The 15272-nt window shown below is 53.5% G+C and carries 17 protein-coding genes; 9 read left to right on the forward strand and 8 right to left on the reverse strand.

From position 1 onward, the window contains the following. Positions 1-2 precede the first annotated feature (2 nt). Genes fdoH through fdhE form a run of 3 tightly spaced genes read left to right on the forward strand, consistent with a single transcriptional unit; the run spans position 3 to position 2463 of the window. Positions 3-905 carry a formate dehydrogenase O subunit beta gene (gene fdoH / locus SK33_RS22835; RefSeq protein WP_003028691.1) on the forward strand — a complete coding sequence of 301 codons (903 nt, stop codon included), beginning with the start codon at positions 3-5 and terminating at the stop codon, positions 903-905. After that, positions 902-1537 carry a formate dehydrogenase cytochrome b556 subunit gene (gene fdoI, locus SK33_RS22840; protein ID WP_003028686.1) on the forward strand — a complete coding sequence of 212 codons (636 nt, stop codon included), beginning with the start codon at positions 902-904 and terminating at the stop codon, positions 1535-1537. The genes fdoH and fdoI overlap by 4 nt, the downstream gene beginning before the upstream one ends. Then, complete coding sequence (gene fdhE / locus SK33_RS22845) at positions 1534-2463, forward strand: formate dehydrogenase accessory protein FdhE (RefSeq protein ID WP_048220087.1); 930 nt, start codon at positions 1534-1536, stop codon at positions 2461-2463. The genes fdoI and fdhE overlap by 4 nt, the downstream gene beginning before the upstream one ends. 36 nt (positions 2464-2499) lie before the next feature. Here fdhE and SK33_RS22850 read toward each other — a convergent pair whose 3' ends face one another. Together SK33_RS22850 and SK33_RS22855 are read right to left on the reverse strand one after the other, a co-directional pair. Beyond that, positions 2500-2874: a type II toxin-antitoxin system VapC family toxin gene (locus tag SK33_RS22850; protein WP_003028682.1), complete on the reverse strand. Its 375-nt coding sequence runs from the start codon at positions 2872-2874 to the stop codon at positions 2500-2502. Next, entirely contained in the window at positions 2874-3116 is a 243-nt protein-coding gene (locus tag SK33_RS22855; protein WP_043018956.1) for a CopG family transcriptional regulator, read from the reverse strand. The genes SK33_RS22850 and SK33_RS22855 overlap by 1 nt, the downstream gene beginning before the upstream one ends. Positions 3117-3321: 205 nt before the next feature. On the opposite strand from SK33_RS22855, the gene SK33_RS22860 reads away from it, so the two are divergent. Then, complete coding sequence (locus tag SK33_RS22860; protein ID WP_032950680.1) at positions 3322-4230, forward strand: alpha/beta hydrolase; 909 nt, start codon at positions 3322-3324, stop codon at positions 4228-4230. A gap of 150 nt (positions 4231-4380) precedes the next feature. On the opposite strand, the gene fabY is transcribed toward SK33_RS22860, so the two are convergent. The 6 genes from fabY to SK33_RS22890 form a co-directional block, all read right to left on the reverse strand. Next, positions 4381-5322: a fatty acid biosynthesis protein FabY gene (fabY, locus tag SK33_RS22865; protein WP_003825286.1), complete on the reverse strand. Its 942-nt coding sequence runs from the start codon at positions 5320-5322 to the stop codon at positions 4381-4383. Between the two features lie 44 nt (positions 5323-5366). Beyond that, entirely contained in the window at positions 5367-5804 is a 438-nt protein-coding gene (gene dtd / locus SK33_RS22870; protein ID WP_003028671.1) for a D-aminoacyl-tRNA deacylase, read from the reverse strand. Further along, the gene (locus SK33_RS22875) at positions 5801-6673 is read right to left on the reverse strand and encodes a virulence factor BrkB family protein (RefSeq protein ID WP_003028669.1); all 873 of its coding nucleotides are present in this window, start codon (positions 6671-6673) and stop codon (positions 5801-5803) included. Before SK33_RS22875 ends, dtd begins: the two co-directional genes overlap by 4 nt. Beyond that, a complete protein-coding gene (gene yihX / locus SK33_RS22880) occupies positions 6667-7266 on the reverse strand; it encodes a glucose-1-phosphatase (RefSeq protein WP_003028663.1) in 600 nt (199 codons plus the stop codon). The genes SK33_RS22875 and yihX overlap by 7 nt, the downstream gene beginning before the upstream one ends. Before the next feature lie 105 nt (positions 7267-7371). Then, positions 7372-8175, reverse strand: coding sequence for a DeoR/GlpR family DNA-binding transcription regulator (locus SK33_RS22885; RefSeq protein WP_003028661.1), 804 nt, complete (start codon positions 8173-8175; stop codon positions 7372-7374). A gap of 33 nt (positions 8176-8208) precedes the next feature. Beyond that, the gene (locus tag SK33_RS22890; protein WP_032950674.1) at positions 8209-9105 is read right to left on the reverse strand and encodes a sugar kinase; all 897 of its coding nucleotides are present in this window, start codon (positions 9103-9105) and stop codon (positions 8209-8211) included. A 166-nt stretch (positions 9106-9271) separates the two neighbouring features. On the opposite strand from SK33_RS22890, the gene yihU reads away from it, so the two are divergent. The 5 genes from yihU to SK33_RS22915 are packed head-to-tail and all read left to right on the forward strand — an operon-like array spanning position 9272 to position 15256. Further along, entirely contained in the window at positions 9272-10168 is an 897-nt protein-coding gene (gene yihU / locus SK33_RS22895) for a sulfolactaldehyde 3-reductase (protein WP_048220084.1), read from the forward strand. 10 nt (positions 10169-10178) lie between these two features. Beyond that, positions 10179-11054, forward strand: coding sequence for a sulfofructosephosphate aldolase (gene yihT, locus SK33_RS22900; protein ID WP_048220082.1), 876 nt, complete (start codon positions 10179-10181; stop codon positions 11052-11054). A gap of 14 nt (positions 11055-11068) precedes the next feature. Then, entirely contained in the window at positions 11069-12310 is a 1242-nt protein-coding gene (gene yihS, locus SK33_RS22905; RefSeq protein WP_048220080.1) for a sulfoquinovose isomerase, read from the forward strand. A gap of 18 nt (positions 12311-12328) precedes the next feature. After that, positions 12329-13171 (forward strand): aldose-1-epimerase, encoded by an 843-nt coding sequence (locus SK33_RS22910; RefSeq protein ID WP_048220078.1) that lies wholly within the window; start codon positions 12329-12331, stop codon positions 13169-13171. Between the two features lie 48 nt (positions 13172-13219). Beyond that, positions 13220-15256 carry an alpha-glucosidase gene (locus SK33_RS22915; protein ID WP_048220077.1) on the forward strand — a complete coding sequence of 679 codons (2037 nt, stop codon included), beginning with the start codon at positions 13220-13222 and terminating at the stop codon, positions 15254-15256. Positions 15257-15272 lie beyond the last annotated feature (16 nt).

Raw genomic sequence — 15272 nt, forward strand, 5'->3', positions numbered from 1 at the left:
CTATGGCTTATCAATCGCAAGACATCATTCGTCGTTCCGCCACTAACGGTTTCACCCCCGCGCCTCAGGCGCGGGACCATCAGGAAGAGGTGGCGAAGCTTATCGACGTCACCACCTGTATCGGCTGTAAAGCGTGTCAGGTGGCGTGTTCAGAATGGAACGACATCCGTGATGAAGTGGGCAACAACGTTGGGGTGTACGACAACCCGGCTGATTTGACCGCTAAATCCTGGACGGTGATGCGTTTCTCAGAAGTGGAACAAAACGACAAACTGGAGTGGCTTATCCGCAAGGATGGCTGTATGCACTGCGCCGATCCGGGCTGCCTGAAGGCGTGTCCGGCTGAAGGCGCAATCATTCAGTATGCCAACGGTATCGTCGACTTCCAGTCCGAGCAGTGTATCGGCTGTGGCTACTGTATCGCAGGCTGTCCGTTCGACGTGCCGCGCCTCAACCCGGAAGACAATCGCGTCTACAAATGTACGCTGTGCGTTGACCGTGTCGTGGTCGGGCAAGAACCGGCCTGCGTGAAAACCTGCCCAACCGGCGCGATTCATTTCGGTACTAAAGAGTCGATGAAAACGCTGGCAGGCGAGCGTGTGGCGGAGCTGAAAACGCGTGGTTACGAAAACGCGGGTCTGTACGATCCGGCAGGCGTTGGCGGTACGCACGTCATGTACGTATTGCACCATGCTGACAAGCCGAATCTGTATCACGGCCTGCCGGAGAACCCGGAAATCAGCGCCACCGTGAAATTCTGGAAAGGCATCTGGAAACCTCTCGCAGCCGTCGGCTTTGCAGCGACATTTGCGGCCAGTATCTTCCACTACGTCGGTGTAGGCCCGAACCGCGCGGAAGAGGAAGAAGACAACCTGCATGAAGAAAAAGACGAGGTGCGCAAATGAAACGACGTGACACCATCGTGCGCTACACGGCGCCGGAACGCATCAACCACTGGATCACTGCCTTCTGCTTCATTCTGGCGGCAGTGAGCGGGATGGGCTTTCTCTTCCCGTCTTTTAACTGGCTAATGCACATCATGGGCACTCCGCAACTGGCGCGAATTGTGCACCCGTTTGTCGGCGTGATCATGTTTGCCTCGTTTATCATCATGTTTTTCCGTTACTGGCACCACAATCTAATCAATCGGGATGATATCTTTTGGGCGAAGAATATTCGTAAGATTGTCGTCAACGAGGAAGTAGGTGACACGGGACGTTATAACTTCGGCCAGAAATGCGTATTCTGGGCGGCGATTATCTTCCTGGTCCTGTTGCTGGTGAGCGGAGTGGTCATCTGGCGTCCGTATTTTGCACCTGCTTTCTCAATCCCGGTGATCCGATTCGCGTTAATGCTGCATTCATTTGCCGCAGTAGCGCTAATTGTGGTTATCATGGTGCACATTTACGCCGCCCTTTGGGTGAAAGGCACCATTACCGCGATGGTGGAAGGATGGGTTACCAGCTCATGGGCGAAGAAACATCACCCGCGCTGGTACCGTGAAGTCCGCCAGAAACAGGAAAAGTCATCTGAATGAGTATTCGCATAATCCCGCAAGATGAGCTGGAGAAGAGCGAGAAACGCACGGCGGATATGATTCCGCCGTTATTATTCCCCAGACTCAAAAATTTGTATAACCGCCGCGCTGAGCGCCTGCGCGAGCTGGCCGAGAACAACCCGCTGGGCGACTACCTGCGCTTTGCCGCGCTGATCGCCCACGCGCAGGAAGTGGTGCTGTACGACCATCCGCTGCAGATGGATCTGACCGCGCGCATCAAAGAAGCGAACGATCAGGGCAAACCGCCGCTGGATATCCACGTCCTGCCACGCGACAAGCACTGGCAAAAGCTGCTGCAGTCGTTGATTGCTGAGCTGAAGCCAGAGATGAGCGGTCCCGCGTTAGCGGTGATCGAGAATCTGGAAAAAGCCTCAGAGCAAGAACTGGAGCTGATAGCCAGCGCGCTGTTTGCCTCTGATTTTGCCTCCGTCAGCAGCGACAAAGCACCGTTCATTTGGGCTGCCCTGTCGCTCTACTGGGCCCAGATGGCAAGCCTGATCCCCGGCAAAGCCCGTGCGGAATACGGTGAACAGCGTCAGTACTGCCCGGTGTGTGGTTCAATGCCGGTCTCCAGCATGGTGCAAATCGGTACCACCCAAGGTCTGCGTTATTTGCACTGCAACCTGTGCGAAACCGAGTGGCACGTGGTGCGCGTGAAGTGCAGCAACTGCGAGCAGAGCCGTGATTTGAACTACTGGTCACTGGATAACGAACAGGCGGCAATCAAAGCTGAAAGCTGCGGCGACTGCGGGACATACCTGAAGATTCTCTATCAGGAAAAAGACCCGAAAGTCGAAGCCGTGGCCGACGATCTCGCTTCACTGATGCTGGACGCGCACATGGAGCAAGAGGGCTTTGCCCGCAGCTCCATCAACCCGTTCCTGTTCCCGGGTGAAGGGGAGTAAGTTCTTCGCACTACCGGGCGGCGTAAGTCGCCCGGGTTATAATGTATACGGTGTGACCACACCGGATAGGCCTGCAAAATCCTTAGTATTTCGCGTAACCAGCGTAAGACGATGAATCTGTGCTGTTGCCAAAATAATGGCATCCGGCAATTTCATCCCATATTCCTGTCTGATACTCACGCTTCGTTCAGCAATATCCTGTGAAACGCCGATCACGTTAAAAGCACCTAGCGCAACACGAGTACGGGCTTCCTGATGGTATTTTTTTGCACCCACCATCACCTCCATCCATGTAATGAGGCTGATTGCATTCTGCGGCGGCCATGTTTCTATCGCTAGTTTTGCTTCATTTCTCCCACTAAACAGATCGATGAGGATGTTGGTATCAAAAAGCGCGGATCCTTTGACCATTACCATTCCTCACGGAGTTTACGCTGGTATTCAACACCATCTTCCTCACAGCCTTGCCACAGCCCAAGAGCACGTGAAATTGTGGTTTCAGCCTGATCCTGCCTCTCAAGATACTGTTCAACGGCCTCCCGTAAAAGTTCTGCTCGCGGCAGGTTGCGCTGCACCTTGAGATCATCAAGACGTTTAATCACTTCATCTGATAAATCGAGTAAAATTCTGCCCATATCCATCCCAGCCATCATACTCATATATACCTCCAGTATATCATCAGCGATTAATTTCCACACAACATACACCTGAAAAAAGCGAGAAAATAGCCTCCACGCGAACGATTTTTACTTTTGCGAGCCGCTTTCCAGATTCATTCCCACCCCTATTTTTCCCATTTTCATTCTTAGTAATCCAGGTTATAAAACTGTATATCCATACAGATAAGAGTATTTAAAAATGGCACTGGAAAGCGGGATTGCGCAGTTAGTTGAGGCATTTATCGCGGCGGGACGCCCTTCTTCCCGTGAGCAGAATATTGATGACCGGAGAGCGGCCTATATTGCCAGTACGGCGCTGGCCGGAGAAACTGAAACCCGCGTACAGGTTGAAGATATTGAACTCGATGCCATGGCATTTCGCGTTATTTCGCCGCGGGGCAGCACGGGAAATCTCCCCTGCGTTATCTATTATCACGGTGGCTGCTTTGTCAGCGGTGGATTTGCCACACATGATAACCAGCTAAGGCAACTCGCCTGGTACAGCGGCTGTCGGGTCATTGCGGTGCAGTATCGCCTCGCACCAGAGCATACCTTCCCGGCAGCACATAACGATGCTGAAACCGGGGCCAACATTATCTGGAAGTATGCCCAGAAACTGGGGGTAGACCGGGACAACATTACGCTTGCTGGCGACAGCGCAGGTGGACACCTGGCGCTAGTCACCGCACTACGCCTGAAAGCGGCCAGGCAATGGCAACCTGCACAGCTTATGCTGATCTACCCGATGCTGGACGCAACTGCCAGCTTTGCGAGCTATGACCATAATGGACGGGATTACATTATCACTCGCGATACACTGCTTTCGGGCTACGAAATGTATATGCCGAAAACCGATCCATTACATCCCGAAGTCAGCCCACTCTGGCGCAAAGACTTCAACGGTTTACCGCCCACGCACATCATTACTGCTGAATTCGACCCACTGCGAGATGAGGGTGAAGCCCTGTATCAACGGTTCCTGGAGCAAGGCGTGGAGTGCTCTTGCCAACGCTATCTCGGCGTCATCCACGGTTTTTTCCAGTTGGCAGGGGTGAGCCCGGCGGCACGAAATGTGATGCGAGATGTGGCCTGGAGGCTTGGCCAATAAGGATGTTCATGAGTTCTGAAATTAAGGAAGGTACCCGTCAATACAATCATCGACAGCATGCGATTTTTATCAAAATGCGGATTATGGCATTTTCATAATCCGCATTTTACATCAGCAAATGAACCCAACATTACATTTTAGCCAGAGGACCTACTCTTCCTCGTTACCGCCTTCTTCATATGCGCCAAACGGTTTCGCAGGTAGCACAATGTAAGTGCCTTCAAACACGACGCCCGGTGTGTCATCGCCAAACACCCCGACCTGCATCTGAACGCGCGCCTTGCGACCTCTTGCCAGGCGGTCGAGGTCACCGCTCAACGACCCCAGATCGGCAATAGCAGTTGGTTTCCCGGTGATCGGCCTGCTGTATCGGATATGCGCGTCGGCCAGGATTATTGTCCCACCCAGATGACGCTCGCGCAGCATCAGCCAGATAAGTCCCCAGCCCGTTAGCGTAGCCAGTGAAAACAGGCTACCGGCAAACAGGGTATGGTGCGGATTCTGATTGCCTGTCTCGGGCATCGTGGTGATAAATTTCTGCCCAGTGTACTGCTGAATGCGTACGCCCATTTTCTCACTCAATGGAATATGTTCGTACCAGGCTTGTTGTAGCTGTCCGCACCAGTCACCGCGATGGAGAATATCGTCCAGCGTCGCAATGGGCTTAATCATCAAAAAGTGGCGCACCGGCGTGGTTTGTGGCGTGGTGATTTCCCCCTGGCTCACAAAACCGAGCTTGGCGAAAAATTCGACCGCATCTTCACGGGCACTACAGGTTACGCGTTTGACCCCTTCCTGACGCGCCACAGACTCCAGAGTCATCGCCATCAGCGTGCCCAACCCTTTCTCTTGCACGGAAGGATCTACGGCCATAAAGCGTATGGAAGCTTCGTTATCCGCATTGATATACAGACGCCCTACCGCAACCAGATTCCCCTCTTCGTCCACCACCATCTGGTGATGCGCCATCGCGTCCCATGCATCCCGTTCGGAGCCTTTTGGCTGGTGCAATGGTTTACGCAGCATCTCCCAGCGAAACTGGTAGTAGCGCTCCAATTCTTCTTCTGTTTGCGGTACTCGAAGGTGATACATAGTCGTATTCTCTCTTGTTGTCCGCGGCCATACCGGTAGCTGGTTCATACTTGTAACCAGAACGTCACCGGGCCATCATTAACCAGTGAAACCTGCATATCCGCAGCGAATCGACCAGTTTGCGTATTCATTTCCTGTTGGCGGCAACGCTCAACAAAGTATTCATACAGCGCTTCTGCACGCTCGGGCGCTGCGCCTTTCGAAAACCCCGGGCGCATGCCACGCTCGGTATCTGCCGCCAGCGTAAACTGTGAAACCACCAGCACGCTGCCGCCTGACTGCTGCACGTTGAGGTTCATTTTACCTTCGGCATCGCTAAAGATTCGATAACCGAGTACACGCTCGCACAGGCGATTCGCTTTCTGTTCGTCATCATCCCTTTCGACACCTAACAGGACCAAAAGTCCTGGGCCAATTTCACCCGTCACCTCACCCTCCACGGTAACGCTGGCACGGGTTACGCGCTGAATTAATGCAATCATGGTTGCTCTGCTTCTTCTTCTTTTGCGGCTTGTTTAAGTTTGCGGTATTCCCCGAGAGTGACAGTTATTTCCGCGCCTAGCAAGACGATACACCAGGTCCAGTATACCCAGACAAATAAAATGGGGATCACCGCCAGAACACCGTAAATGAGCTGATAAGACGGGAACATCGTGATATAGAGCGCAAATCCTTTCTTTCCGGCTTCGAACAACACAGCAGCCACAAAGGCACCAATAACCGCATCACGGTTGGGTACACGCGTAGTCGGTACAATGCTGTAAAGCAGCCAGAACGAGAGCCAGGAAAGCACCAGCGGGAAAATACGCAGGACGTTATCAATCACCGTGTTGAGATCGCTGGCCCAGCGCAATGACAACAGATAAGAGCTGATCGCCAGACTGGCCCCCGCCAACAGCGGCCCCAGCGTTAAAATCATCCAGTAGACGGCGAAAGAGTAAACTTTAGGGCGAGTACGCTTACTGCGCCAGATAGTATTCAACGCATTATCAATGGCATACATCAACAATAACGCTGTGACAATCAGCCCGCATGCCCCGACTGCCGTCATTTTGTTCGAGTTGGCGACAAACTGTTCGATATAACGTTGAATGACGTCTCCCGTCGCCGGGATAAAGTTTGCGAAAATAAAATGACGTAACTGGACACTGACGTCGGAAAACATCGGAAATGCGGCGAAAAGCGCAAATACGACGGCAATAAGCGGCACTAATGAGAGCAATGAAACGTAGGCAAGATTCCCTGCCAGCGTCGTCATGTTGTCCTCATCAATCCGCTGCCATAGTAGCTTCAGCCAGTCTCGGACAGGACGCGTATGATGCCTGGCTTGCTGCTGAACATTTTTTAGCATAACAACGTCGCGAAATAGTCAGGAATGGTCTTTTTATCGACGACCTGGATACTGGTGATCCCTAACCGGTTAGCCCCTTCAATATTATCGGCGTTATCGTCAAAAAAGACCGCATCGTGCGCAGAAAAACCTTCAGACTGCAGGACGTGCTGGTAAATCCGCGCTTCCGGTTTACGCATGCCCAGTTCCTGGGAAAGGTAAATATGGTCAGCAGCCTGACGGATCTCGGGATATTCATCCGGCCAAAACGTGGTGTGCAGGCGGTTGGTATTCGACAAGACGACCACCCGATGCCCCTGCTCACGCAGCTTTTGCATGATGTCGATGACCTCAGGGCGCAAGGCGACAAAAACGGCCTGCCAGCCGTGAGAGAACTGCTCGTAACTTAGCGGCAGCGCCATCTCATGACATAGCGCCTCGGCAAAGGCTTCATCCGTTATTTCACCTCGCTCGTGCTGGTGAAAAGCCTCCCCCATGGTGAAACTTTGCTTTAGCGAAGCCAACGGTACACGACTTAGATCGCTCCATGTGCCCAACACGCGGTTGAAGTCGATATCGACAATCACATTACCCAAATCAAAGATATAGAGCATGCCCTTCTCCTTATTCGCCGTGGATGAATAACTGTAGCGGGAAAGGAGAAGTTTGACTATGCGAGAGTGATGGCTACGAACTTATCAAGCCATCATTAGAAGGAATTACACGGCCAGAGCATCATCCTGTGAAGGACTCACCTGCACAATTTCAACCTGCTGTGACTGGAGTAAATTGTGTAATGCCGGATCTGGGTATTCATCAGTAAACAACGCAGTCACCTGAGACACGTTACCAATTTCTACCGCGGCAGAAGCCGTATATTTCGTATGATCCGCTGCCAGCAGAATGTGTCTTGAATGGGACATCATCGTTTTCACTACGCTGGCTTCATTGACATCAAACTCCAGCAGCGCGCCATCACTTTCGATCGCACCAACGCTGGTAACCAAGTAGTCGGCCCGAAAATCAGCCACAAATGCTGAAGCAGAAGGGCCAATGATGCCGCTGTTGTGCGGGCGTAACGTTCCACCTGGTACCATAACTTCAAAACGTGGGTTGTTATACAGAATGTGCGCCACGCGTAGGCTGTTGGTAATAATGCGCAAATGATTATGGTTTAACAGCGCGCGGGCCACCTGCTCAACGGTGGTGCCAATGGTAATAAACACCGTTGATCCATCGGGAATGTAGTCAGCCACCGCTTCCGCGATGGCCTTCTTCTCTTCCGTCCAGGAAACTTCACGCTGCTCAAACGCCGTATTCACCACGCTGGAGGCTCTGCCCGCGCCACCATGATGACGCGTAATTAATCCCTGCTCGCTGAGTTTACGAATATCACGACGCACAGTTTGCGTGGACACGTCCAGCAGGCTCGCCAGCTCGTCGATATTCATATAACCGCGCTCGCTAATCAGCATCAACAGCTGATCGTGCCGCGGGTTACCGGTCAGTTCGGTAAGACTCATGAAATTTCCTCGAAAAACCATTGCCCTGGCATTTTATACAAAAAGTGACAGAAAAGATCGGGTTTGATCACAGTCAGGGATTCCGGCCCTTCCTCCCGGGCGAGTGCATTTTAACGCAGCAACCCCACTGGCAAACCTGACGGCCTCTTCTGGAGCATCGCCACCCGCCAGGCTGAATGCGAGCGCACCGTGGAAAACATCCCCAGCTCCCGTAGTATCCACAACATCGACTTTAAATCCAGATTGATGCTGCAACGTATTATTTTTTATCCAGTCACAGCCTTCGCTCCCTCGTGTCACATAGACATGACCATTTGTGAGCGTTTTTGCTTGTTTAAGTCCAGCTTCAGAATCATTTATCCCGGTTAAACGCGCCAGACCCGGTTCAGAGAACGCCGCATGATCGCTCAACGCCACCAGCTCACTGATATCTTGTGGCGTGACGTCACCATCCAGTACCGTCATCACTCCCGCCTGACGCGCCAGCGTGAACGCCTGCCTGGCGCCTTCGTGCCAGCGAACATCCGCCAACACCACATCCCACTGGGAAAAATCGATCTCATTCAGCCAGGCAACATCCGGCAGTAAATCCGGGCTGGGATAGTTAACGATAATCCGTTCTCCTTGCGCATCAACCATAATTGCCGATTGCGAAGACTTTGCCCCCGCATAGCGCCGGGTGTAGCGGGTGTTTACCCCCAGGGATTCCAGCTCCGCCAGCAGGCTATTTCCGGTGTCGTCATCGCCCACACGGCCAATAAAGTCCACCTGCGCGCCCAGCTTCGCTGCAGCCACTGCGGCCGTTGCAGCAGGCCCGCCGCCCACTTCCGTATAACGCTTCGCCACATACTTACCTCCTTCGGTCGGTAAACCTTCCACGTAATAGATGCGATCCATCACGGCAATACCTACACAAGCAATACGAATCATGGTCATTCCTTAGGCGTTTCAAGATGGGATCATTTTAATTTCACAAAATGTTTAAAAAGTGACGGCTGTCAATTTTTTGACCATAAATTACAAATACGATCAAAAACAGACAAAAACAAACGACCTTAAATGACAAAAAATGACATCCACGTCTCAGGAGAACGTTATGGCAGTTATAGCATTTATCGGATTAGGTCAGATGGGTTCACCCATGGCGAGCAACTTGCTGAAGCAGGGTCATCAACTCAGCGTCTTTGACGTTAACCCGGATGCCGTTCAGCTCCTGGTGGAAAAAGGAGCTCAACCTGCCAGTAGCCCGGCTCAGGCAGTAAAAGGGGCAGAATTTGTCATCACAATGCTGCCAAACGGCGATCTAGTGCGCAGCGTACTGTTCGGCGAGCAGGGTATCTGTGAAAGCCTTTCCCCACAGGCATTAGTGATTGATATGTCGACTATTCACCCACTGCAAACCGACAAACTGATCGCCGGTATGCGTGACAAAGGCTTCGACATGATGGATTGCCCGGTTGGACGTACCTCCGATCACGCTATCGCGGGAACGCTGTTGCTGCTGGCAGGTGGAACGGCACAGCAGGTAGAACGCGCCACACCGGTTCTGATGGCGATGGGTAATGAATTGATCAACGCAGGCGGTCCCGGCATGGGCATTCGCGTCAAGCTCATCAACAACTACATGAGCATCGCGTTAAACGCCTTGTCTGCTGAAGCCGCCGTGTTGTGCGAAGCGCTCGGCCTCTCCTTCGATGTGGCCTTGCAAGTCATGAGCGGCACTCCCGCCGGGAAAGGCCACTTCACGACGTCCTGGCCGAACAAAGTGCTGAAAGGCGATCTTTCCCCGGCCTTCATGATCGATTTAGCTCACAAGGATCTTGGCATCGCGCTGGACGTTGCCAACCAACTACATGTGCCGATGCCGCTCGGTGCCGCATCTCGCGAAGTCTATAACCAGGCACGCGCCGCTGGCCGTGGCCGGGAAGACTGGACGGCCATTCTTGAACAGGTTCGCGCATCCGCCGGGCTAAATAAACACACAGATAAGTAAGGACTGAACAATGACGAAGTACACCCTGAAAGATATCACCCGAGCTTCCGGCGGTTTTGCCATGCTGGCGGTCGATCAGCGCGAAGCCATGCGCTTAATGTTTGCCGCTGCGGGTGCAAAATCCCCGGTCAATGACAGCGTGCTGACCGATTTCAAAGTCAATGCGGCAAAGATCCTGTCCCCCTATGCCTCCGCCATTCTGGTCGATCAGCAGTTCTGCTACCGCCAGGTTGTAGAGCAAAACGCGGTAGCCAAAAGCTGCGCCATGATTGTGGCCGCTGATGAGTTTATTCCGGGTAACGGAATTCCGGTCGATAGCGTAGTGATTGATAAAAAAATCAACCCGCAGGCTGTGAAGCAAGATGGTGCTAAGGCTCTCAAACTGCTGGTGCTGTGGCGTAGCGATGAAGATGCCCAACAGCGCCTGGACATGGTGAAAGAATTCAATGAGTTATGCCATTCCAATGGGCTACTGAGCATCATCGAGCCGGTTGTTCGCCCACCGCGTCGTGGCGATAAGTTCTGCCGTGAACAGGCCATCATCGATGCCGCGAAAGAGCTGGGCGACAGCGGTGCCGATCTCTACAAGGTCGAAATGCCGCTGTACGGCAAAGGAACCCAACAGGAATTGCTTAGCGCCTCTCAGCGCCTGAATGAAAACATCAGCATGCCGTGGGTCATTCTCTCCTCTGGTGTGGATGAAAAACTGTTCCCACGCGCGGTCAGCGTAGCAATGACCGCAGGCGCATCCGGCTTCCTGGCCGGGCGTGCGGTCTGGTCATCCGTCGTGGGTCTGCCGGATACCGAACTGATGCTGCGTGATGTTTCCGCACCGAAGTTGCAGCGTCTGGGCGATATCGTCGACGAAATGATGGCCCGCCGCTAATAGAGGATCAAAGCATGAAATGGTTTAACACCCTAAGCCACAACCGCTGGCTGGAACAAGAAACCGATCGCATCTTTAACTTTGGTAAGAACGCGGCGGTGCCCACCGGGTTTGGTTGGTTAGGAAACAGTGGTCAGGTCAGAGCGGATATGGGAACACATCTGTGGATCACCGCCCGCATGCTGCACGTCTATTCCGTTGCCACCTCCATGGGTCGCCCAGGTGCATATCAACTCGTCGACCACGGCATTAAGGCGCTGAACGGCGCGCTACGCGACACACGCTACGGCGGTTGGTACGCCTGCGTCAATGACGAAGGCGTGATGGATGCCTCCAAGCAGGGTTATCAGCATTTCTTCGTTTTACTTGGCGCGGCAAGCGCAGTCACTACCGGTCATCCACAGGCCAGAAAATTGCTGGATGACGCCATCGAGGTGATTGAGAAGTACTTCTGGAGCGAAGACGAACAAATGTGCCTGGAGTCCTGGGACGAAGCCTTCAGCCAGACAGAAGATTATCGCGGCGGCAACGCTAACATGCACGCGGTCGAGGCTTTCCTGATCGTGTATGACGTGACTCATGACCGTAAATGGCTCGATCGCGCACTGCGTATCGCTTCGGTGATTATTCACGACGTGGCCCGTAGTGGGGAGTACCGCGTCAATGAACACTTCGATTCACAGTGGAATCCAATCCGCGATTACAACAAGGACAACCCAGCTCACCGTTTCCGCGCCTACGGTGGCACGCCGGGTCACTGGATCGAGTGGGGCCGCCTGATGCTGCATCTACATGCCGCGCTGGAAGCTCGCTTCGAAACGCCTCCTGCCTGGCTGCTGGAAGATGCAAAAGGACTTTTCCACGCCACTATCCGCGACGCCTGGGCACCGGACGGCGCAGACGGTTTTGTCTATTCGGTGGATTGGGATGGCAAACCGATCGTTCGCGAAAGAGTGCGCTGGCCGATAGTCGAAGCGATGGGTACCGCCTACGCCCTGTACACCCTCACAGGCGACAGCCAGTACGAAGCCTGGTACCAGAAATGGTGGGATTACTGCATCACCTACCTGATGGATTACGAGACCGGTTCATGGTGGCAGGAGCTGGACACCGATAACAAGGTGACCACCAAAGTCTGGGACGGCAAGCAGGATATTTATCACCTGCTGCACTGCCTGGTAATCCCACGTCTGCCACTGGCTCCGGGCCTTGCTCCGGCTGTTGCCGCCGGTCTGCTGGATATCAACGCTAAATAAGTAACAAGGTGGGCTGCCATGCATAGCGGTGGAAAAACCATTCATCTTCAGGCCGGACACTATCAGGCGAAAATCGTCACGGTTGGCGCTGGGCTAGCGGAATTGACGCACCGTGGACGTCATATCGTTATTCCCCACAAACCGGAAGAAATGCCGCTAGCACACTTGGGGAAAGTGTTAATCCCCTGGCCAAACCGCGTTGTAGACGGCAGCTATCACTATAACGGCAAGGATTACCAGCTTGCCGTTAACGACTCGGTTTCACATACCGCCATTCATGGGTTACTGGCCTGGCGGGACTGGCAGATTAACCAGCAGTCGGCATCGGAAGTGTCGCTGACGATTTTTCTGCCGCCTTCTTATGGTTATCCCTTCGCGCTGGTTTCAGAGGTGATTTACCGACTGGAGGCAACCCGTGGACTGCAAGTTTTTATCCACACACAGAATGTGGGTGACGAAATCGCGCCGTATGGCGTGGGAGCACATCCCTATTTGACCTGCAATCTGCAACCCATTGATGACTGTGAATTAACACTCCCGGTGAGTGAAGAAACATGTGATGAACGATATTTCACCACGCCGCAACGCATTGCGCAGACCGCTATCGATCATACGTTCAGGACTATGCCACCTGACGCTGAGTGGGAAGTCAGGATGACCAGTCCATCGCAAAACATGTCCACTTTTTTACGCAGCCACCAGCCCTGGTTGCAAGTGTATACCGGCGAAAAATTAGCACGGCGCGGCCTGGCGGTTGAACCGATGACCTGCCCGCCCGACGCCTATAACTCCGGAATAAGCCTGATTCATCTCGCGCCCGGAGAACAACATCAGATGCATTTTTTAATCGGCAGTGAATAACAGATTTCCGACAAATTACCGAATTACCCTATTTTTACGGAGACGACAATGAATTCGCTACAACAACGGTCAACCGCCATAGAACTCACATCATTACCTGATGGATTTGCTTTAACGTACCACCAACGCCTGATTTTACGCCACAGCACAGAAACGCCCTGCCTGTGGGTCGGCGCTGGCGTTGCCGACATTGACATGTTTCGCGGCAACTTCAGCATTAAAGACAGGCTCAATGAGAAGATTGCTCTAACTGGCGCCACTGTAAGCGAGTCCCCAGACGGCTGGCGGGTGCATTTCAGCCGCGGTGATACCATCAACGCCACGCTGCATATTTCCACCGATGAACAGGGTCGCCTGAAGCTGGATCTGCACAACGGCGATCTCAACCATAACCGCATCTGGCTGCGTCTGGCCGCCAGGGCGGACGATCATATTTACGGCTGCGGCGAACAGTTCTCTTATTTCGACTTACGCGGTAAGCCGTTCCCGCTGTGGACCAGCGAACAGGGCGTGGGCCGAAACAAAAACAGCTATGTCACCTGGCAAGCCGACTGTAAAGAGAACGCCGGTGGCGACTACTACTGGACCTTCTTCCCACAGCCGACCTTCGTCAGCACGCAGAAGTACTACTGCCACGTTGATAACAGTTGCTATATGAATTTCGACTTCAGCGCGCCGGAGTATCACGAACTGGCGCTGTGGGAGGACAAAACCACCCTGCGCTTTGAGTGCGCTGATACCTACATCTCTCTGCTGGAAAAACTGACTGCGCTGTTAGGACGCCAGCCGGAGCTGCCGGACTGGATCTACGATGGCGTCACGCTCGGTATTCAGGGCGGTACTGAGGTTTGCCAGAGCAAACTGGACACCATGCGTAACGCAGGCGTGAAAGTAAACGGCATCTGGGCGCAGGACTGGTCCGGGATCCGCATGACCTCCTTTGGCAAGCGCGTGATGTGGAACTGGAAATGGAACAGCGACAATTATCCGCAGTTGGATAGCCGTATTAAGCAGTGGAAAGAAGAAGGCGTGCAGTTTCTCTCCTACATCAATCCGTATGTTGCCAGCGATAAAGATCTCTGTGCCGAAGCAGCCAAACACGGTTATTTGGCGAAAGATGCATCCGGCGGCGATTACCTCGTAGAGTTTGGCGAGTTTTACGGCGGCGTGGTCGATCTGACCAACCCGGAAGCCTACGACTGGTTCAAAGAGGTCATCAAGAAAAACATGATCGAACTGGGCTGCGGCGGCTGGATGGCAGATTTTGGCGAATACCTGCCGACAGATACGTATCTGCACAACGGCGTCAGCGCCGAGATCATGCACAACGCCTGGCCCGCACTGTGGGCGAAATGTAACTACGAAGCGCTACAGGAGACCGGCAAACTCGGCGAGATCCTGTTCTTTATGCGTGCGGGTTACACCGGCAGCCAGAAATACTCCACCATGATGTGGGCGGGCGATCAGAACGTGGACTGGAGCCTTGACGACGGTCTGGCTTCCGTCGTTCCTGCGGCGCTGTCGCTGGCGATGACCGGCCACGGTCTGCACCACAGCGATATCGGCGGCTACACCACCCTGTTTGACATGAAACGCAGCAAAGAACTGCTGCTGCGCTGGTGTGACTTCAGCGCCTTCACGCCGATGATGCGTACCCACGAGGGTAACCGCCCAAGCGATAACTGGCAGTTTGATGGTGATGCTGAAACCATCGCCCACTTTGCACGAATGACCACCGTGTTTACCACCCTGAAACCGTATCTCAAACAGGCCGTCGCGCAAAACAGCGCTACCGGTCTGCCGGTGATGCGTCCGCTGTTCCTGCATTACGAAGACGATGCGCGTACCTATACCCTGAAATATCAGTATCTGCTGGGACAAGATCTTTTGGTCGCGCCAGTTCACGAGCAAGGCAAATCCGACTGGACCCTGTATCTGCCGGAAGATAGCTGGATAAATGTCTGGACCGGGGAAACCTATCAGGGCGGTGAAATTACCGTGGATGCGCCTATTGGCAAGCCTCCGGTGTTTTATCGCGCGAAGAGTGAATGGGCGCCACTGTTTGCCACTTTACGCAACATCTAATACGGCTCGCCCGTGA

Origin of the sequence: Citrobacter sp. MGH103 (assembly GCF_001034475.2) — a bacterium.
GTDB lineage: Bacteria > Pseudomonadota > Gammaproteobacteria > Enterobacterales > Enterobacteriaceae > Citrobacter > Citrobacter freundii.